The organism is Rhodopseudomonas sp. RCAM05734, assembly GCF_052658035.1.
Map to the genome: position 1 here is coordinate 1,858,409 of NZ_CP199742.1, position 19,836 is coordinate 1,878,244.

The following is a 19,836-nucleotide window of genomic DNA, read 5'->3' on the forward strand; positions in this document are numbered from 1 at the left end:
CCCGGCTTGACCGGGCGACCCAGTACACTCGGGCCAACGTTTACTGGATCGCCCGGTCCCGGCGCGCAATTGCGCGCAGGCCGGGCGACGACAGCGTAGCGTGGGCGGTCTATTGCTGCTGCTACTCCGCCGCCATCATCTGCTGGGCGCGCCATTGCCCGAGCAATGCGCGCAGCGATGCCGGCTTCACCGGCTTGTTGAGCACGGCGATCTTCTCCTGGCGCGCCGCCTCGCGGACATGCGGGCTGCGGTCGGCGGTGATCAGGATCGCCGGGATGGCCGGACCGAAGCGGCTGCGAATTTCCCGGATGGCGGCGACGCCGTTGCCGCGATCGAGATGATAGTCCACCAGCAGTCCGGTGAGCCGCTTGCCGGCGGCCTCGATTTCGGCAATCGCCTCGATCGCCGCTTCCGGATCGGCGACGGCGACCACCACTGCACCCCACGCAGTCAGCAACGTCTTCATGCCGTCGAGGATGGCCGCATCGTTTTCGATGCAGACGATCAGCGTGCCCGACATCGGCGATTTCGACAGCGGGGTCGCTGATGTCACCGCGGTGGTGTGGTTGATGGCCTTGGCGATCGGAACGGTGACCGAAAAGAACGATCCGCCGCTGCGGTTGGAGTCGAGGGCGATGCCGTGGTTGAGCACATGGGCGAGGCGCTTGACGATGGACAGGCCGAGGCCCAGCCCGCGGGCGATCCGGGCGCCCTGTTCGAGCCGGTGGAACTCCTTGAAGATCTCGCCGCGCTTCTGCACGGGAATGCCGACGCCGGTGTCATAGACGCCGATCTGCAGGGACTTGCCGCGGCGGCGGCAGCCGACCAGCACGCGGCCGTGCGGCGTGTACTTGATGGCATTGGAGATCAGGTTCTGCAGCAGCCGCCGGAGCATCAGCCGGTCCGACTCGACCGGCAGCGAGCACGGCACGAAGGTGAGCGCGACGCCGCGGGCGCGGGCGATCGGCGCGTATTCGATCTCCAGCGAGCGCATCAGGTCGCCGATCCGGAAGCTGGAGATCGACGGGTTCATGGCGCCGGCGTCGAGCCGCGAGATGTCGAGCAGCGCGCCGAGAATTTCCTCGATGGCTTCCAGGGAGTCGTCGATGTTCTCCACCAGCCGTGCGTCCTCGCCGCCGCTCTGTCGTTCCACCAAGCTGGTGACGTAGAGCCGCGCCGCGTTCAGCGGCTGCAGGATGTCGTGGCTGGCGGCAGCCAGAAACCGCGTCTTGGAGATATTGGCGTCTTCCGCGGTACTCTTGGCCCTTGCCAGTTCGGAGTTCAGCCGCGTCAATTCCTCGGTGCGGTCGCGCACGCGTTTTTCCAGCGTCGCATTGGCGCGTTCCAGCGCTTCGGCGGCCTCGAAGCTCGGCGTCACGTCGGAGAAGGTCAGCACCAGTCCGTTGTCCGGCATCCGGTTGGCGCGCACTTCGATCACGATCTGGCGGTCTGGCAGCCGCTCCAGATAAGGCTCGCCCTCGGTGGTGTAGGCGATCAGCCGCATCTGCGTCAGCGTCGCATTGTCACCGAAGCCGGATGCGCCCTGGCCGCCGATGAATTCGAGGATCTCTTGCAGCGGCACGCCGATCTGCACGATCTGCGGCGGCAGGCCGAGAATCTCGCCGAACTGCCGGTTCGAACAGATCGGCTGCAGGTCGGGATTGAACACGGCGATGCCCTGGCGGACATGATTCAGCGCGGTCTGCAGGACCTCGCGGTTGAAATGCAGCGCCGCGTGGGAATCGTCGAGCAGCTTCAGGGCGGCCCTGGCGGACACCGTGCGCTTGCGCAGCAGCAGTGACATGACCAGCCGCGACGAGGCCGCCCCGATCGATGAGGCGATCAGGTGTTCGGCGTGCTGCAGCAGTTCGAAATCGGCGGGCGCGGCGGGATCGAGGTTGACGCGCTGGCTGGCGGCAAAGGCCTCGAAAGACTCCCGCGCCCGCTCCGGGCCGAGATACTGCGTCACGGTGCCCAGAATATCCTGCACCGTTACGGTGGACCGCCAGCGCCGGAACGCCGGCGTCATCGGCGCCATGGTGTTAGGAACGAACAACTCCGCCTGCAGCCGCTCGATCGATGACGGCTGCCGCAGCAGCGACAGCACCACGTAGGTCAGGATGTTCAGCGACAGGCTCCACAGCGTGCCGTGCAGCAGCGGCGGCAGGTCGGCGCCGAACAGGTCCTGCGGTCGCAGCGCTTCGATGCCGAACGGCCCGTGCTGCAGCAGCAGCATGCCGGCGGTGTTGCCGTCGAGAAAGCTCGGAATGAACAGCGTATAGGCCCACACCGCAAAACCGACCAGCATGCCGCCCATGGCGCCGCGCGCGGTGGCGCGGCGCCAGATCAGGCCGCCGAAAAACGCCGGCGCGAACTGTGCGATGGCTGCGAAGGACAGAAGGCCGATGGCAGCGAGCTGGGTGTTGCCGAGTGCGCGAAAATACAGATAGGCCATAGCCATGATGGCAAAGATCGCAAAGCGCCGGACCTTGAGCAGGAAATAGCCGAAATCTGCGTTGCCGTTCGGCGCATGCGGGCCGCGCTGCAGCACCAGCGGCATCACGAGGTCGTTGGAGACCATCACCGCCAGCGCCACGCATTCGACGATCACCATGGCGGTGGCCGCCGACATGCCGCCGATGAACACCACGATGCTGAGGAAGGTCGAGCCGGCCTCGATGGGCAGCGCCAGCACATACATGTCGCTGTCGACGGCGCCGAACGGGAAGGTGACCAGCCCGGCCAGCGCGATCGGAATCACGAAGATATTGATGGCGATCAGATAGAGCGGAAACAGCCATTTCGCGCGGCTGACCTCGGCGTCATCCGAGTTCTCCACCACGCTGACATGGAATTGCCGTGGCAGCAGCATGATGGCGCAGAACGACAGCAGCACCATGGTGAGGAAGTTGCCCACCGACGGCACGTAGGCGATGGCCCGCGCCGCCTCCGGCGTCTTCAGCGCACGCTCCATCAGATCGACCGGGCTGAACATCCAGAACGTCACGAACAGGCCGGCGGCGATGAAGGTCACCAGCTTGATGATGGATTCGGTGGCCACCGCCAGCATCAGCCCATGCTGATGTTCGGTGGCATTGGTCTGCCGGGTCCCGAACAGCACGGCGAACGCCGCCATGGCCAGCGTCACGATCAGCGCGATGTCGCCGACGATCGGGATGTTCTCGATCGCCTGATCCTCGCCGAGGATAGTGGAGAGCGACGACGCCACGGCCTTGAGCTGCAGCGCGATGTAGGGCACCGAGCCGATGATGGCGATGACCGCGACGGTGGCGGCTACCGCCTGGCTCTTGCCGTAGCGGGCGGCGATGAAGTCGGCGATCGAGGTGATGTTTTGCGATTTCGCGAGCTGGATCACCCGGCGCAGGATCGGCGTGCAGAAGCCGATCATCAGGATCGGTCCGAGATAGATCGCCAGGAAGTCGACGCTGGTCCGGCTGGCCACGCCGACCGAGCCGAAGAATGTCCATGAGGTGCAGTAGATCGCCAGCGACAGCGGGTAGATCAACGCGCCGGCGCGGCCGCGCTGGAGCAAGGCGATACGGTCGCCGTAGCTGGCGACGCAGAACAGAAATCCGATATAGCCGAAGGCGGCTGCGATCACGCCCCAGTCGTGAAGCATCGTCACTCCCGTGCGGCGGGCTCAGGCCCGTCCGTCGTGGGAAAACCTAGCCTGTTGAGTGGATGCAGGCGATAGGGATTTGTCGCGTTCCCCGGGCGCGATGCAGCACGAAGTGCTGCTTCGTAGATCCGGTGTCCAGCTTTTTGACCGGAATCCCTGATCTGCGGAGCAGCGCGAAGAACGCTGCAGCGCGCCCGGGAAACGCATAGGCCGGATTGTTTTACTCCGCCGCCATCGCCTTGGCGTTGAGCGGAAGTCCGAGCTGATCCCAAACCTGAACCAGGGCGTCGGCGAGCTGATCGATCAGCGCGTCGTCATGATAGGGCGACGGCGTGATGCGCAGCCGTTCGGCGCCCTTGGGTACCGTCGGATAATTGATCGGCTGGATATAGATGCCGTGCTGTTCCAGCAGCAGGTCGCAGGCCTTCTTGCAGCGCTCGGGATCGCCGACGAACAGCGGCACGATGTGGGTGTCGCTCAGCATGACCGGCAGGCCGGCGGCGTTGAGGATCGCCTTGACGCGCGCGGCGCGGTCCTGGTGGCGCTCGCGCTCCCAGCTCGAGGTCTTGAGGTGGCGGATCGCCGCGGTGGCTGCCGAGCAGATCGCCGGCGGCAGCGCGGTGGTGAAGATGAAGCCCGGTGCGTAGGAACGCACCGCGTCGACGATGTCTTTGCTGGCGGCGATATAGCCGCCGAGGCAGCCGAACGCCTTCGCCAGCGTGCCTTCGAGAATGTCGATGCGATGCATTACGCCGTCGCGTTCGGCGATGCCGCCGCCGCGCGGGCCGTACATGCCGACCGCATGGACTTCATCCACATAGGTCATCGCGCCATACTTCTCGGCGAGATCGCAGATCTTGGCCAGCGGCGCGATATCGCCATCCATGGAATACAGGCTTTCGCAGGCGATCAGCTTCGGCCGGTCCGGACCGGCGGCGATCAGCAATTCCTCGAGATGGGCGACGTCGTTGTGGCGGAAGACCACGCGTTCGCAGCCGGATTGCCGGATTCCTTCGATCATCGAATTGTGGTTGAGCGCGTCCGACAGGATCAGGCAGTTCGGAATCAGCTTGGTGAGCGTCGAAATGCCGGTCTGGTTGGAGACGTAGCCCGAGGTGAACAGCAGGGCCGCTTCCTTGCCGTGCAGGTCGGCGAGTTCTTCTTCGAGCTGGACCAGCGGATGATGGGTGCCGGCGATGTTGCGGGTGCCGCCGGCGCCGGTGCCGACCCGGGTCGCGGTCTCGACCATGGCGCCGACAACTTTCGGGTGCTGGCCCATGCCGAGATAGTCGTTGGAGCACCAGATCACCACGTTGCTGGACCCCTTGGGGGAGTGCCAGACCGCGTGCGGAAACCGCCCGGCGATTCGTTCGAGATCCGCGAACACGCGATAACGCCGCTCGTCGTGCAGTCGGTTGAGGGCGTCAGAGAAGAACTTGCTGTAATCCATCGCGAAAAACCTGATGCGGAACCCGAACGGAGGCGATTGCGTGTCAGGGCGTTTTAGAGCGTTTCCAGCTTTCATGTCGAGCTGAAATGCGCTTCCAGGCACCCGTTGCGAGTTGGCAGACTAGCGCCAAACGCACAGCTAATCTTGAGCCAGATCAAACAGCTGGACGCTATTTGCCGGTCCCCGTCGCAGGCCCGCCGCGGGTCACACAGCGGTGAAGCGCAAAACACCGTCCGGTCGTTGGACAACGCTCAGGCGGTTCTGGTTCAGCATATAATTGACGTGGGCGATCAGTTCGCCGGCAGCAAAACCGGTCTGATGCGCATCGAGCTTGTGCTTGTGGAAGATGACCGGGACCAGCTCCGCCGAGGTCATCGGCGTCTCCTTGCACGCTGCCGCGATCATCTGGCAGCGCTCCTCGTGATGATCGGCGAGCTGCTTGATCCGGACCTTGACGCCATGGAACGGTACGCCGTGACCGGGCAGCACCAGCACGTCGTCGGGCAGCGTTTCGGACAAACGCCTGAGCGAACGCAGGTAGGCGCCGAGCGAATTCTCTTCGGGCTCATGGGCCCAGACGCTGACATTCGGCGAAATCTTGCTGAGCACCTGATCGGCGGACAGAAACAGCCCGTCGGCAGCGCAATACAGCATCACCTGGTCGGGCGAATGGCCGGCGCCGGTGATGACGCGGAAGGTGCGCGTGCCGATGGTGAAGTCATCGCCATCGGACAGCCGGCGATAGACGGCGGGCAGCGGCACGGTCTTCTTCAGATAATCCTGGCCGCGGCCGAGCAGTTGCTCGGTGATGTCCTCGTCCATGCCGTGGCGGCGGAAGAACAGTCGCGAATTGACCAGCCGCTCGTCGCTGCGGCGGACCTGATGGTAGACGCCCTGCAGATATTCGATCTGCGACATGTAGAACGGGCAGTTGAAACGCTGCACCATCCAGCCGGCCTGACCGACATGGTCGGGATGGGCGTGGGTCACGATCACCTTGCTGATGGTCTTGCCGGCCAGCGGGCCGTCGAACAGCGCGGTCCAGGCCGCGATGGTGGCCTCGTTGCCGATGCCGGTATCGACCATCGCCCAGCCGTCGCCGTCGGCCAGCAGGTAGATGTTCACATGGTTGAGGCGGAACGGCAGGTCGAGCCGGATCCACAGCACGCCCGGGGCGATTTCGACCACCTGATCGGGGCCGGGATGGGCCTCCCAGGGATATTGGAGGCCGTCGGTCGGGGTGGGAATGGCGTCTGTTTTCGAATGCATGGCTTCTGTCGCTATGTCTTTGCACCGGCTTAGCGGGACAAGCTGCGCGGCGCCAGCCGAATTGTGGGCCGGCGCCGCAGGGCCATATTCCGCGCGGTGGTTAGCCGGCGGCTACAGACGCCGCCGGCAGTTCCAGACCTGTCGGCTCAAGCCGCACGTCGTCGAGCGCGGAATGAATGCCGAGGCGATCGAGCAGTTCGACGTCGCGGGTGGTCTGCGGGTTCCTGGTGGTCAGCAGCACGTCGCCGATGAAGATCGAATTGGCCCCGGCCAGAAAGCACAGCGCCTGCAGCTCGTCCGACATGTACTGGCGGCCCGCAGACAGCCGCACCACGCTTTTCGGCATCATGATGCGCGCCACCGCGATCATGCGCGCCAGCGCGATCGGATCGGCGCGCTCCGCAGTGTCATTGACCGGAACACCCTTGACCTCGTTCCACAGGTTGATCGGCACGCTCTCCGGATGGTTCGGCAGGTTGGCCAGCAGCACCAGCATGCCCAGGCGGTCCTCGACCTGCTCGCCCATGCCGACGATGCCGCCGCAACATACTTTCAACCCGGCGTGGCGCGCATTGGCCAGCGTCTCGATGCGGTCTTCCATGGTGCGCGTGGAGATGATGCGGCTGTAGAATTCGCGCGAGGTGTCGATGTTGTGATTGTAGAAATCGAGTCCGGCGTTTTGCAGCCGCTGTGCCTGGTCTTCGGTGATCATTCCGAGTGTGGCGCAGGTCTCGAGACCCAGGCCCTTCACCGCGCTGACCATGTCGCAGACCCGGTCGAGATCCTTGTCCTTCGGGTTGCGCCATGCGGCGGCCATGCAGAACCGGCTGGCGCCTGACTCCTTGGCACGCTGCGCGGTGGCGACCACGGCCTCACGATCCATCAGCTTGGTCGCGGCGACGTCGGTGTCGTAATGTGCGCTTTGCGAGCAGTAGCCGCAGTCTTCCGGGCAGCCGCCGGTCTTGATGCTGAGCAGGCTCGCGGTCTCCACATGATTCGGATCGAAGTTGCCGCGGTGAATGCCTTGCGCCTGGAACATCAGGTCGGCGAACGGCAGGTCGTACAGCGCCTGTGCCTCGGCGCGCTGCCAGTCGTGGCGGAGGTGAGGTGCGCCGTTCGATACGGTGGATGATGCGGTCATGGGAATCCTCGTGCTTCGGCCGTGCCGGAGGTCATTGGGTACCGCAGCTGTCCATGAAATCGACGGCCGAAACAAGGAGCGGTCGCCGATTGCAGTCATGCCGAGGTTGAACGGCAAGGCGATTGACGGTGCTCCCGCCTGGCTCTTGAAAAAGTGCCGGTCAAACAAAAAGGCCGGCGCAAGCGCCGGCCTTTTCTCGTCCGAAACCGCGTGAGCGGTCTCGATCAGACGAAGATCAATACTTCGCGAGGAGCGGCGCGCCGCCCAGGTTGAAGTGGTAGTTCAGGCCAGCCTTGACGGTGTGCTGTTCGCTGGTGGACGAACCGAGAGCGGCCAGCGGTGCAGCGGCGAAGGAGGTCTTGCCGAAGTTGTAGTACTGGTACTCGATGTTACCCGACCAGTTCTGGGTGAACAGGTATTCCAGACCGCCACCGACGGTGTAGCCATCCGTGTTGCCGTTCACGCCGACCAGGGTCGGACCGGTGACCGAGCGGCTGCGATCCGAGAACGCGTAACCGCCCTTGGCGTACAGCATGGCCGGACCCCAAGTGTAGCCGAGACGGCCGGTGACCGAGCCGAGGCCCTTCAAGCTGCTGTTGTAGGTGTAGCCTGCAACGGTCGGGAAGGTGACGGTGTTGCCGCTGTTGCTGGTCCAGTCGTACTGGGCTTCGACACCGAACACCCAGTTCGGGGCGAACTGGTAGTTGTAGCCGCCCTGGACGCCGCCCATGAACTTGCCATCGTTGCTGCTGCTGCTCACGCCGCCGGGGAAGCCGTTGCCGCCGCCGAATGCGCCGCCGACGTTGCCGCCGATGTAGAAGCCGGTCCAGTTGTAGATCGGGGCTGCGACGTAGGCCGGTGCCTTGGTGTAGGGGCGAGCGGCGAGATCGGCTGCAAGTGCAGGCACAGTCGCGCCGAGAGCGATCAGAGCCACAGTACCGAGAAGGAAGTTCTTCATTTTATTTTCTCCAGAAATTATTTCAGATGAGCCGCGCGTCGGCTCCGTCCATGGCGTGGATGTAGACAGCTTTTGCATTAAATACTGTCACCCATAGGCCACAGCCGGCGAGAACCGAACCATCTGACAACACACGGCTTTTCGATGCTTAATGCGGCCCTAATGAAATCTCAATTCAGCCTTAATTGGCCTCGCTTTGAGGCATTCCTGTAGCGATTTGATGCGCATTGCGAGTGTTCGGCATTGGGCTAAATCTCTGCGCGAATTTCCATGCGATCACCGCGCGCAATTGTGGTTAGCAAATCGTGTCAACGGCGGCCGCATAGCGTGACGCCGCGGGCTGAGTCTGTACTGACCCTCGCGTTTGTCCGGATCTTGCGATGCGCGGCGCTGGACGGGCATTCAGGCGCTTGTCCCAAAGATCTTTGATAATCGCTTGGCAGCGAAGCCACATGACAGCGGGTCGTGCGCGCGGCCATGTCGTTGCGCGTGAACTCCCCACCATCTGCATCCCCGAAGGCGTCTTCGTCACCGCCGTGTCCTGCAACCTGCGGAGGACGGCCTGCGCGACCAGGTGGTCGATCCCGACGATCGCCATCCGGGCGGTCTCACGGTGATGGTCGCCGGCGACGCGTTGCTGGCGCGATGCAATCCAGGTTTCGCCACGGCAGGTGCAACAGATCGCCGATCGCGGATGCCAGAGATGGGAACGGCGCGCATCCTGCGCATGCGGGCAGCGCGCGTTCGTCCAGTGTGTCCGTTCCGCAACGCGTTCTTGGAAACCGCGTCGCTCTCGTACAGGACAATTCAACGTCCCGCCCAGCCCAAGACGTCGCTCCGGCCCGATGCGATAGCTGCCCGAACAGCACGCTAAGCGCCTGCCGAGTCGAGGGAATTCTGAATGGATACGCAAGAGAACGAAGGCCGCGAGGCCATCGCCATGTTTTTTCGGCTGCATTCGACCAAGGCGCGCCGTCTGCTGTCCTCGGCCTCTGTGCTCGCTTTGGCGCTGTTTGGATCACTCGGGGCGGCCGTGGCGGCGTCACCTGTTTACTGGACCGGGACCGCTTCGAACGACTGGTTCGACGGCACAAACTGGCAGAGCGGCAGTGCCCCGGGCGCGACGCAGGAGGTCGATATCAATGTGTCGGGCGCAAACGCTCCGGTTATCAATGGCGCCAATGCCGTTGTGGGAGTTGTCGTCCTGGGCGCTGCCGCGGTTGATCCTGGTGAGCTGACGATATCGAACGGGGGAACGTTGACCAGCGTCAGCGCTTTTGCCGGAAACGGCGCGACATCTATGGTGACGATCACGGGGGCCGGCTCAAGCTGGGCAAACAGTTCGACTTTGAAGCTCGGTGGAGCGGGCAGCGGTGCGCTGATGATCCAAGATGGCGGTACGGCCATCGTTGGCGTCACCACGCTCGGAAACGGCAATGGCTCCGTCGGCTCGGTGACAGTGACCGATGCCGGCTCCAGCTTGACCACCGCCGATCTTTTCCTGGGCAATGACGGCGTCGGCAGGCTGACAGTCTCCAATGGCGGTACGGTCGGCAGCACGATCGCTTATCTGGGTTATCTGTCCGGCGGCACGGGCATCGCTTCGGTCGACGGCGCGGGCTCGACCTGGATCAACTCCGGAGACCTCACGGTCGGCGATGCAGGCACCGGCACGCTGAACATCACCAAAGGCGGCCACGTCGCTGATGTGCTGGGCTCCATCGCGACCAATATAGGCTCGCGCGGCACGGTGACGGTCGATGGCAGCGGGTCGACATGGACCAACAGCGGCAATCTCAATATCGGCGGTTCAGGCGTAGCCACCCTCGCCGTCTCGAATGGCGGCGCGGTCAGCGATAGCATCGGCTATATCGGTCTCGGCGCTGGCGCGGTCGGCTCCGTGACGGTCGATGGCACAGGCTCGATCTGGTCCAACACGGCGCTGGCCGTCGGCTATAGCGGCGCGGGTGTTCTGTCCGTCACGAATGGCGGTTCCGTTACCTCCGGGCAGAGCATCATCGGGCTCAATGCAGGTTCGACCGGCACGGCAACCGTCAGCGGCGCGGGGGCGAGCTGGGCCAATAGCGCCGATCTCAGGATCGGCCAACTGGGCACCGGCACGTTGAACATTGCCAATGGCGGCTCCGTCAGCAACACGGACGCTGCTCTGGGCTTCTTTGCCAGTTCCAGCGGCAGCGTGACCGTAGACGGCGCAGGCTCTAGCTGGACCAGTAACATTCTCTATGTCGGCTATGGTGGTGAAGGCGCACTCACGGTCTCGAACGGAGGCGTGGCCACCGATGCCGGGGGCGTGGTCGGCTTCCAGCTGGGATCCCGCGGCGCTGTGACGATCTCCGGCGCGGGCTCGCTCTGGTCCAACAGCGGAAGCCTCGTCCTCGGCGATCTCGGCACCGGCGCATTGACGATCGCAAATGGTGGCGCGGTGTCGGTCGGGGGCTTTGTCAAGCTGGCGAGCCAGGCGGGTTCGGTCGGCACGCTCAACATCGGCGGCGCGGCCGGAACGGCGGCGGAGGCTGCCGGTACGCTCAACGCGGCATTGGTCCAGTTCGGCGCAGGCACCGGCTCGATCAACTTCAACCATACGAGCGCGAGCTATGCCTTCGCCCCGGTCATCACCGGCGTCGGAACGATCAACCAGATCTCCGGCAATACGAACCTGACCGCAGACAACAGCGGCTTCACCGGCACGACCAATATCACGGGCGGTCGTCTGGCCGTGAACGGTTCGTTGGCGAACGCGCTGGTGTCGATATCGGACGGCGGCATCCTGGGCGGCAACGGAATCGTCGGCAGCACCTCGGTCCTGTCGGGTGGCGTCATCGCACCGGGCAACTCGATCGGCACGCTAACCGTCAATGGCAACATCACCCAGGCGGCAGGTTCGGTCTATCAGGTCGAATTGACCGCGTCCGGCCTGTCGGACCGCATCAGCGCGACCGGCACGGCGACGATCGCCAATGGCGCCAGTCTCAGCATCATCAAGACCGATGCCGCTCCCTATGCCGTCGGCACGCGCTACACGGTCTTGCAGGCCGATGGCGGTGTGAACGGTGCCTATACGCTGGCCAACAACGGTGGCATCACGGCCTTCCTCGGGCTGGTCGGCAACTACGACGCGACGCATGCCTATCTCGACGTGGTGAAGGTGAAGTCCTTTGCTTCGGTCGGGGCGACGCGCAACCAGATCGCCGCCGCCGGCGGCACTGAGAGCCTCGGCAGCGGCAATGCACTCTATGGCGCTGTCCTCAACATCCAGACGGACGCCCAGGCCCGGGCAGCGTTCGATCAGCTCTCGGGTGAGATTCATGCCTCGGCCAAAGGCGTGATGATCGAGGACAGCCGCTTCATCCGCGAGGCGGCCATCGACCGCCTGCGCTCCGCCTTCGACGGAGCCGGAATGGCCTCAAGCCCGGTGGCGACCTATGCCGATGGCAAGCCGGTGCTCGCGCCGGCCACGACGGGTCGCCTCGCGGTCTGGGGGCGCGGCTTCGGGTCCTGGGGATCGATGCAGGGGAACGGCAATGCCGCCACCTTCCAGCGAGACCTCGGCGGCTTCTTTATGGGCGTGGATGCTCCCGTCGCGGACGCGTGGCGCATCGGCGCGATCGGTGGCTACAGCCGCTCGTCCTTCAAGGTCGGCGATCGCAACGCATCGGGCTCGAGCGACAACTACCATGCCGGTCTCTATGGTGGCACGAATTGGGGCAATCTCGCCCTCCGCTCCGGCCTTGCCTATACGTGGCATGATATTTCGACCAGCCGCAATGTCGCCTTTTCGGGCTTCGCCGATGCGCTCAAAGCCGACTATGGCGCGGGGACGGCGCAGGCCTTCGGCGAACTCGGCTACCGCATCAAGGCTGCCCATGCCGTCTTCGAACCCTTCGCCAATCTTGCTTATGTCAATCTCGACACCAGCGGCTTCACCGAGAGGGGCGGAATGGCAGCGCTTACTAGCCAGGGCAGCAATAACGGCGTGACTTTCAGCACGATCGGCCTGCGGGCTTCGACGGACATCGCTGTGGGCAGTGGCGTGGCCATGGCGGCGCGCGGCATGCTCGGGTGGCGCCATGCCTATGGCGAGACCACACCGGTTTCGGTGATGAACTTCTCCGGCGGGTCGGCCTTCAGCATCGCCGGGGGCCCTATCGCCGGGAACGCTGTCGTCGTCGATGTCGGTCTCGATCTCAACATTGCCCCCAACGCCACGCTGGGGCTCTCCTATGGCGGACAGTTCGGTTCGGGCCTCACCGACCAGACCCTCCACGGCAACCTTAACGTCAGGTTCTGAAAGCTGCATGGATCAGGAGACGATCCGGCTGCTTCAGGAGAGTTTCAGGAAGGTCGCCCCTGTTGCCGACAAGATCGGGGCGGCCTTCTTCGGTCGAGGCAGATCATGCGGTCATGAGCGAGGCTCTGCTCCGTGGGGCGAACGGACTCCGGGCGGTGTCCGCGCGTCCCAGGCGAAGCACGCCTGGATCAAGGTCTGCGGAGGCACTCGCCAGCGTAAGGCTCGCCCCGGCGAAAGAACCTGGCGTGGTGCGATCATGACGGCGCGCCGGCGCTCGTCGCCCGAGCTTTCCGGGATGGTGCCTGCACGTACCGGTTCTGACCGTGCCCCGCTTCAGTCCTGATTCCTGGCCTCGCTCGGCGTCATGCCGAACCGGCGACGGAAACTGCGGTTGAAATAGGATATGTCGCTGAATCCAGCAGCCATCGCGATCGAACTGATGGTACGGCCGGCGAGGCGCGGATCGTGGAGCATGGCGAGGGCGCGTTCAAGGCGCAGGCCGAGCACGTATTCGGAAAAGCTCAGGCCCTCGATCTGAAACAGCTTGCGCACGTAATTCGCGGAAATGCGCAGCGACAGCGCGATCGTCTCGGCGGAGAGATTGTCACGGCCGAGCTGAGCCAGGACTTCACCCTTGACCGCGCGCAAGCGCTGCGCGCACGCCGCGATCAGCCAGCAACTCCTGAGCATCATTGCGTGCTCCCAGCAGAACGGCCACCAGATCGCGCAGATGCAGGGCAACCGCGCCCTGCAATTCCGGCGAAGCCGTTTCGCCAAGCGCCATGGCACTCCTGGCATAGTCGACCAGCAGGCGCAGGGCGTCGGCTTCAGGGGTGAAGGGATGCATCAGAGCAGAGCCGATATCGCCCACATAGGGCATCATCGAAGCCTTGGGTACGACGACGCTCAGCAGGACACCGTCATCTTCCAAGGTATGGCTGGCGAGTTCGGCGGATGACATCAGCACTGCGCCGCCCTCCGGAACGGTCACTTCGCACCCGAGCTGGCGGGCCAAAGAGCGTCCTTTCGTCGTCACGGCGAGCACAAGCGAGTCCGATGCCGTAGGGAGAAGTGGCCGCGTGATGCTGGTGCGTGTCGCCGATCGGGAGCCGAGTACGACATTCACTCCCGGCAGCGCGCGCAACACGACGTCGGCGCGAAATGGCTTGTCGCTGAGCGGCTCGATATCCACATTGAACAGGTGACGGCTGTAGATCTCCCGCCAGACCGCAAAGCGGTGGCGCCCGTCAAGATCGTCTGTCGAAAGCCGCACCTTCCCGGCATGTGCGGCATGCCTGCGACCGCTTTGATCCTGATCGTTGTTCATCGCGGGCACTGAGGAAAGCCGCGTTGTTTGTGCACTCGCGTCGTCGATGCCCTTTCCGCTCTGAAATGGAGATCAGTCTTCAAGATGTTCGCTCCAGTCCATGTAGTCGAGAAAGTATATTACCGACTCTAGCTGATCGTTCCGGTCATCCTAAAGGCCATCCCGGATTCGATTGCAACGCCATGCTCGGTGAAGGCAGAAATTAATGCGCAAAACTTGGTCTATTCCCGTTTGGGACAATTCGTCGTCACATCCAGACCAAGACGCCATGCCTGTCGGGTGCGATAGCCTCCACGTAATGTGGATGAAGGCGACCTGATGCGATTGAATTCGAAGACGATGGCGAGCGCCTTGATCGCCTTGGGCGTCGGCTTCGGCCTCCACGCAGAACGAGGCGAGGCAGCCGCTGCCGCGGGCACAAACCTTGGTAAAACCTCGCAGCAGACTGGCCCTTGGCTTCAGGCGGTCCAACTTGCGCAAGCGCAACAGGCCACCTCGCCGCTTCCTGGAGGCGCCTCGTCCCTGAGTGAAACCTATGAGGACTGGCAGGTTTCGTGCGTGCACCAGGGCGGGGCCAAACGTTGCGCGCTGTCGCAGAGCCAGACGCAACAAGCGGGCCAGCGTGTTCTGACGATCGAAATCGGCGCGCCCGTCGCTAACAAGGCCACTGGCATTGTTGTGTTGCCCTTCGGCCTGGCTCTCTCCTCCGGTGCCGTGCTTCAGATCAACGACAAGCCGGCCGGACAACCGCTTCCCTTCCGGACATGCCTCCCGGTTGGTTGCGTGGTGCCGGTGAGCTTCGAGGCGCCAACGCTTGCGCTGCTGCGGGGCGGGGGCGCGCTCAAGATCAAGGCTGTTGCCGACGGCGGTCAGGATGCCCCGTTCTCTATCTCGCTCAAGGGATTTGCCGCCGCCCTCGATCGGGTCGCCGCACTCTCCAAGCTGTAGGAATTCTGGCCGCAAAGCGGACGGCGGCGCGGTCGCTGTGTAGATTTGCGCCGTCCGTGCTGTTGGCGTCCGCTCGGCCTTTTCCGGGGGGCCGTGAAGGGGGAAAAACGCGTCGCTCACCCGACCTCGCGCGCGGATCCCCGCTATTTCGGCCGCTTCATCGATTGGCTCAAGGACGAGATGGTAGCCGGCGGACACTAACTGGAGGATACCTCCCCGCCTGCACTTCTGAGATCAGGCGCAACCACACTTGATGAAACGATAATGAAGTTGATCCCCTTTCGCTTCGACACAACCGACGGTCGGTGAAGGAAAGTGAACTGGCAGGAGCAATGTACCGGTGTCGGCGACGGACGACAGAAACTTGAGCCGAGTCTCGGCGGCCTTCGGCGGATCCACGTCGAAGATCGTGGTCCAGCCGGGCTCACGAACCTGAAGAATGTGGTGCATCAGATCGCCGGTGACGATCGCGCGCTGTCCTTTCGAATTGATCTCGACGCAACAATGGTAAAATGAGTGCCCAGGTGTCGGCAGCAGCGTGATGGTATCGTCGAGTTGGAAATCATCTTCGACCAGCAGCGCCTGTCCAGCGGCGACGATCGGCTCGCAATTCATTCGCCATACGCCGCCCTCTGCGCCGAGCCGTTCTTGGCCCTTCCTGTCTTCGGCCTCCCACGCCTCATATTCACGCCGGTGAAAAATGTACTTTGCATTGGGAAAGGTGGGGACCCAGCGACCGTCGATCAGCCTGGTGTTCCAGCCCGTGTGGTCGAAATGCAAATGGGTGCAGAAAACATAGTCGATATCCTCGAATGTCAGGCCATGTGCCTGGAGACCGTCCAGCCACGGTTGCTTGGGGAAATCGTAGGGCGGGGGAAATCCCTTGTGCTCACCCGTGCAGGTATCGATCAGAATCGTATGCCTCGGCGTCCGGACGACAAAGGTCTGGTAGGTGATGACCAGAAGGTCCTTTACCTTGTCATAGACAAATGGCGGGAGTTCCTGAAGGTGGCGTTGCCCGACTGCGGCATCGTAGGCCGGAAACATCATCCCCGGCGCGCGCCAGGCGCCATCTCTCTCTATGATGCTGTTGATGGTGACGTCGCCGACGCGAAGCTCTTCCACTTTAATGTCCCTTTCGGCATTTCAACAAGTCTTGCCAGGCGCTGACCAGCGGTCCCGGATTGTAGAAATTGGCTCGAATCACAGCCCCAGATAAGCTCGCCTCACATGCCCATGACCGCGCGACTGCGCTGACGTATCCTGCCTGACCCGCATCTGCTCGCGAATGAAAACATCTCGCCAGAGGTTGATGCCAGCATTGCAAAGGCTTGAAGATACGGGCGCGCGGAATGTTAATGGGTACATTGTCAGTCCGGAGAGATTTGGCGGTAATGTTGATGACCTGCTCGAAAGGTAGACGCCGCAGGACGATGATTAAGATGGGCGACGAACGCCAGGAGGGACAGTCTCCGACAGCAGAAGCCCGGATCCAATTAGAATATCGGCTGTCGCGTTGATGTCGGCTTGGATGGCGGACTCAGCCGCGACCGGGTCCCGTTTACGGAGAGCGTCCAGGATCTCGTAGTGGTGCGAAATCATGGCTCTTCCGCCCGCATTGTAGACGGCGGCAATCAGAGGACCCATCCGCAGCCACATGTTCTCGATCAACTCCTGCAGCGTGGGCAGCCCAGCGATTACGGCGATTTCGGAGTGGAACAGGCGATTGAGTTTGATGGCAGTGATCGTGTTGCCGTCAGTTCTGGCCGCCTCGTTTTCCTCAAGAATCCGCGTCAGCAAGACTTCCGATGCGCTGTCGATTTTAGTTGCCGCGAGTTGCGCCGCCAATCCCTCGATCCTAAGTCGGATCAGGCGAACTTCCTGAAATTGATCGAGCCGCATGCGCGGAACGCGGATGTCCTTGACGCCGCGCATCTCGAGCGCACCCTGCTTCACCAGCCGGAGGAGCGCGTCTCTGACCGGCGTGACGCTTACGCCCAGCTGATCTGCCAAGGCGCGAATTCGGACTTTGTCGTCAGGCTGAAGCTGCCCTTCGATCAGCGCCAGGGAAATCTGCGAATACACGGTTTCGTAGAGGCTGCTCCGATCAAGCGTGCCGAATACGTCCTTCACGGTGGCCCTTTTCATGTCTGGACGCGGCAGCCGCCGTTTCCGGTCAATGCCGCTGCACCGTAACAGAGCAATCAACAGAGGACTAGCTGCTGATATTTGATGCATCAAAACGTCTTGACGCATGATGCATCAAAAAATAGAAGCGTTCTGTCGCAAATCAATAACTTGAAGCCGTGCGTTCGCGCCGGGGGGGACATCATGGTGCAGCCGCAACCAGTCAGAGCCGCGCTCGCGGCGTTTTTGGGTACCGCGATTGAGTGGTACGATTATTACATTTACGGAACCGCCGCCGCTCTCGTATTCGGAGATGTGTTTTTCGCGACAGACGACCCTTTCGTGGGCGTTCTCGCTTCCTTGGCGACCTTTGCCGTGGGTTTCGTAGCCAGACCATTCGGAGCTCTGGTATTCGGGCATCTCGGTGACAAGGTTGGTCGCAAGAAGAGTCTCGTCTTTACGTTGCTGTTGATGGGAACCGCGACGACGGCCATCGGTCTGCTTCCAAGCTTTCATTCGATTGGTGTGACGGCAACGATCCTTCTCGTCATTCTCCGACTGGTTCAGGGCTTCGCTGTCGGCGGCGAATGGGGTGGAGCGGTTCTGATTGCCACTGAACACGCGCCCGAAAAATGGCGCACATTTCTCGCGGCTGCTCCGCAGTATGGAAGCCCCATCGGTCTCATCCTCTCTACGCTGGCATTTCGTGCCGTGTCGTCACTCCCAAAAGATGACTTCCAGTCCTGGGGATGGCGGATTCCCTTCATTCTGAGCGGACTTCTGGTCATCGTCGCCTTCATTATTCGTGCGGGTGTCAACGAAAGCCCCGAAATGGTCGCGCAGCTCGCAAAAGACCGGAGTCATGAGACCGTTCCAGTCCGTGATGTATTGAGGACCAAAAAGAAGGCTGTCGTGCTCGGAATTGGCCTTTCTCTTCTGGGCATTGCAGGCTTCTATTTCATCACGACGTTCATGATCAGCTACACGACGACCTATCTCAAGATTCCGAAGAGCGAAATTCTGGACATCATTTCCTGGATCGGCGTCGTGCAGCTGTTTGCCACCGCAGCTGGCTCTTACGTCGCCCACAGGATCGGCGAGCGTCTGCTGCTCCTTCTCGCAACAGGCGGCGCGGTCTTGTGGTCGGCACCTATGATGATGCTCATCATCACAGGCGATATCTCCAAAATCGCCATCGGCATTTTGGTGGCGACCGTCCTGATCGGCATGTATTACGCCGTCATTGCCGCCTATCTGCCGCGCGCGTTCCCGGTGCGCATGCGATACACGGGCATTTCGCTGAGCTTCCAACTTTGCGGCGCCATCTTCGGCGGCACGACACCGATTGTCGGCGTCTGGCTTGCGCATTCGTATGGACTTCAGTGGGGACCGCTCGCAGCGCTCTTCGCCGTTATCGCCGGCGGCGCGTTCCTGTCGATCTACTTCCTGCCGATCGAGACAGCGGAATCCGTCGCCAATTCAGACGCTTCGCAGTTATCGCAGCCGACCGCCGCGGTCGCCAGCTAAATCGAACTTTTCGGAACGCGGCGTCCTGCGTTAATCGGGCCACCGCGTTCCGGCCAGCAAATCTCAAGACAGGACCGACATATGGCTTTGGTTACTCCGCTCGATATCTCGAAAGCGGGTGACGCGTTGTCAGCGCACTGGGATTTGCTGCCGCTGCAGCAAGTCGAGGAGCTGGTCGCCCGGGCCTATGGGATCCGCGGTGTAGTCGCCCGTCTGTCCAGTGAGCGCGATGAAACCTTCAAGCTGACGTCCACCGACGGGCCGGATTATATCCTCAAGATTGCCAACCCCTTCGAAGACCCCGCCGCATTGTCGTTCCAGGACGGCGCATTGCGCCATCTCGAGACGGTCGGCTCGCGCGTCCCGGTGCCGCGCCTGATTGCGACGAAAGATGGTGAGCGCAGCTACGTTTACCTGGTTCCTGGCGGTCAAACTCGAATTGTTCGGCTTCTCAGTTACCTCGCCGGAGACCAGCTCTCCCGGTTGCCGCCATCGCCGATCCGCAACCGAAACCTTGGCTCGGTTCTCGCCCGATTTGGCAAGGATCTGGAGAATTTCGACGGCCGGCCGCCGTCGGAAAAGCTGCTGTGGGATATCAGCCATACGCTCGACCTCGCCGGACTGATCATCCATGTCGGCAAGGATCGTCAGGGTCTGGTCATGGACGTTCTCGCCGAATTCGAACGGACGGTTCCGCAAGCGAGTTCGCAGCTGCGGCACCAGATCATCCACAACGATTTCAACCTGCACAACATCCTCGTCGATCCCGCCTCGCCGCTGGAGATCGCCGGTGTGATCGATTTCGGCGACATGGTGTTCGCGCCGCGCATCAACGATCTCGCCGTTGCGCTCGCCTACCACGTCGGCGAGGAGGATTGGCAGGTCCTGATGGGCGCCATGCTAGCCGGCTACTGCGCCGAGAACCGGCTTGAGGACAGCGAGATCGCAATTTTGCCGGTTCTCATCAAAGCCAGGCTGGCGATCGCGATCATCATTCCGGAGTACCGGGCCGCGAGCCGTCCGGGAAATCGGGACTACATCATGCGAAATCACGGGGCAGCGTTGCTCGGCCTGCAACGTCTGTCCGGAATGTCAGAGTCGGAATTCCTCCGGTTCGTTTCGGCCAATTGCAAGGAATAG

The 19,836-nt window shown here is 62.7% G+C and carries 13 protein-coding genes; 4 read left to right on the plus strand and 9 right to left on the minus strand.

Annotation, left to right across the window (positions count from 1 at the left end):
• Positions 1–121: 121 nt before the first annotated feature.
• From ACUXVA_RS08930 to ACUXVA_RS08950, 5 genes are all read right to left on the minus strand, one after another.
• Positions 122–3,640, minus strand: a complete 3,519-nt coding sequence (locus ACUXVA_RS08930) for a NahK/ErcS family hybrid sensor histidine kinase/response regulator (protein ID WP_445491694.1) — start codon at positions 3,638–3,640, stop codon at positions 122–124.
• Positions 3,641–3,860: 220 nt separating this feature from the next.
• Positions 3,861–5,090 (minus strand): 5-aminolevulinate synthase, encoded by a 1,230-nt coding sequence (gene hemA / locus ACUXVA_RS08935; protein WP_445491696.1) that lies wholly within the window; start codon positions 5,088–5,090, stop codon positions 3,861–3,863.
• 204 nt (positions 5,091–5,294) lie between these two features.
• Entirely contained in the window at positions 5,295–6,359 is a 1,065-nt protein-coding gene (locus ACUXVA_RS08940; RefSeq protein ID WP_265080632.1) for an MBL fold metallo-hydrolase, read from the minus strand.
• 100 nt (positions 6,360–6,459) lie between these two features.
• Positions 6,460–7,500, minus strand: coding sequence for a biotin synthase BioB (gene bioB / locus ACUXVA_RS08945; protein ID WP_265080631.1), 1,041 nt, complete (start codon positions 7,498–7,500; stop codon positions 6,460–6,462).
• A 235-nt stretch (positions 7,501–7,735) separates the two neighbouring features.
• Complete coding sequence (locus ACUXVA_RS08950; RefSeq protein WP_265080630.1) at positions 7,736–8,458, minus strand: outer membrane protein; 723 nt, start codon at positions 8,456–8,458, stop codon at positions 7,736–7,738.
• A gap of 901 nt (positions 8,459–9,359) precedes the next feature.
• Between ACUXVA_RS08950 and ACUXVA_RS08955 the strand changes: the two genes are divergently transcribed.
• Entirely contained in the window at positions 9,360–12,767 is a 3,408-nt protein-coding gene (locus ACUXVA_RS08955; protein WP_265080629.1) for an autotransporter domain-containing protein, read from the plus strand.
• A gap of 333 nt (positions 12,768–13,100) precedes the next feature.
• On the opposite strand, the gene ACUXVA_RS08960 is transcribed toward ACUXVA_RS08955, so the two are convergent.
• The gene (locus ACUXVA_RS08960; protein ID WP_445491699.1) at positions 13,101–13,415 is read right to left on the minus strand and encodes a helix-turn-helix transcriptional regulator; all 315 of its coding nucleotides are present in this window, start codon (positions 13,413–13,415) and stop codon (positions 13,101–13,103) included.
• Positions 13,396–14,094 (minus strand): AraC-like ligand-binding domain-containing protein, encoded by a 699-nt coding sequence (locus ACUXVA_RS08965; protein WP_445491701.1) that lies wholly within the window; start codon positions 14,092–14,094, stop codon positions 13,396–13,398. Before ACUXVA_RS08965 ends, ACUXVA_RS08960 begins: the two co-directional genes overlap by 20 nt.
• 318 nt (positions 14,095–14,412) lie before the next feature.
• On the opposite strand from ACUXVA_RS08965, the gene ACUXVA_RS08970 reads away from it, so the two are divergent.
• Entirely contained in the window at positions 14,413–15,042 is a 630-nt protein-coding gene (locus ACUXVA_RS08970) for an invasion associated locus B family protein (protein ID WP_265080627.1), read from the plus strand.
• Between the two features lie 234 nt (positions 15,043–15,276).
• On the opposite strand, the gene ACUXVA_RS08975 is transcribed toward ACUXVA_RS08970, so the two are convergent.
• Both ACUXVA_RS08975 and ACUXVA_RS08980 read right to left on the minus strand, forming a co-directional pair.
• Positions 15,277–16,167: an MBL fold metallo-hydrolase gene (locus ACUXVA_RS08975; RefSeq protein WP_445491703.1), complete on the minus strand. Its 891-nt coding sequence runs from the start codon at positions 16,165–16,167 to the stop codon at positions 15,277–15,279.
• Between the two features lie 312 nt (positions 16,168–16,479).
• Positions 16,480–17,175 (minus strand): GntR family transcriptional regulator, encoded by a 696-nt coding sequence (locus tag ACUXVA_RS08980; RefSeq protein WP_265080625.1) that lies wholly within the window; start codon positions 17,173–17,175, stop codon positions 16,480–16,482.
• A gap of 198 nt (positions 17,176–17,373) precedes the next feature.
• Between ACUXVA_RS08980 and ACUXVA_RS08985 the strand changes: the two genes are divergently transcribed.
• Positions 17,374–18,696 carry an MFS transporter gene (locus ACUXVA_RS08985; protein ID WP_265080624.1) on the plus strand — a complete coding sequence of 441 codons (1,323 nt, stop codon included), beginning with the start codon at positions 17,374–17,376 and terminating at the stop codon, positions 18,694–18,696.
• A gap of 81 nt (positions 18,697–18,777) precedes the next feature.
• Entirely contained in the window at positions 18,778–19,836 is a 1,059-nt protein-coding gene (locus ACUXVA_RS08990) for a phosphotransferase (protein WP_265080623.1), read from the plus strand.

Coding starts and splice junctions, on each gene's coding strand:
- ACUXVA_RS08970 (WP_265080627.1), top strand. CDS start 14,413: ATGCGATTGAATTCGAAGACGATGGCGAGCGCCTTGATCGCCTTGGGC.
- ACUXVA_RS08955 (WP_265080629.1), top strand. CDS start 9,360: ATGGATACGCAAGAGAACGAAGGCCGCGAGGCCATCGCCATGTTTTTT.
- ACUXVA_RS08990 (WP_265080623.1), top strand. CDS start 18,778: ATGGCTTTGGTTACTCCGCTCGATATCTCGAAAGCGGGTGACGCGTTG.
- bioB (WP_265080631.1), bottom strand. CDS start 7,500: ATGACCGCATCATCCACCGTATCGAACGGCGCACCTCACCTCCGCCAC.
- ACUXVA_RS08965 (WP_445491701.1), bottom strand. CDS start 14,094: ATGAACAACGATCAGGATCAAAGCGGTCGCAGGCATGCCGCACATGCC.
- hemA (WP_445491696.1), bottom strand. CDS start 5,090: ATGGATTACAGCAAGTTCTTCTCTGACGCCCTCAACCGACTGCACGAC.
- ACUXVA_RS08985 (WP_265080624.1), top strand. CDS start 17,374: ATGGTGCAGCCGCAACCAGTCAGAGCCGCGCTCGCGGCGTTTTTGGGT.
- ACUXVA_RS08930 (WP_445491694.1), bottom strand. CDS start 3,640: ATGCTTCACGACTGGGGCGTGATCGCAGCCGCCTTCGGCTATATCGGA.
- ACUXVA_RS08950 (WP_265080630.1), bottom strand. CDS start 8,458: ATGAAGAACTTCCTTCTCGGTACTGTGGCTCTGATCGCTCTCGGCGCG.
- ACUXVA_RS08940 (WP_265080632.1), bottom strand. CDS start 6,359: ATGCATTCGAAAACAGACGCCATTCCCACCCCGACCGACGGCCTCCAA.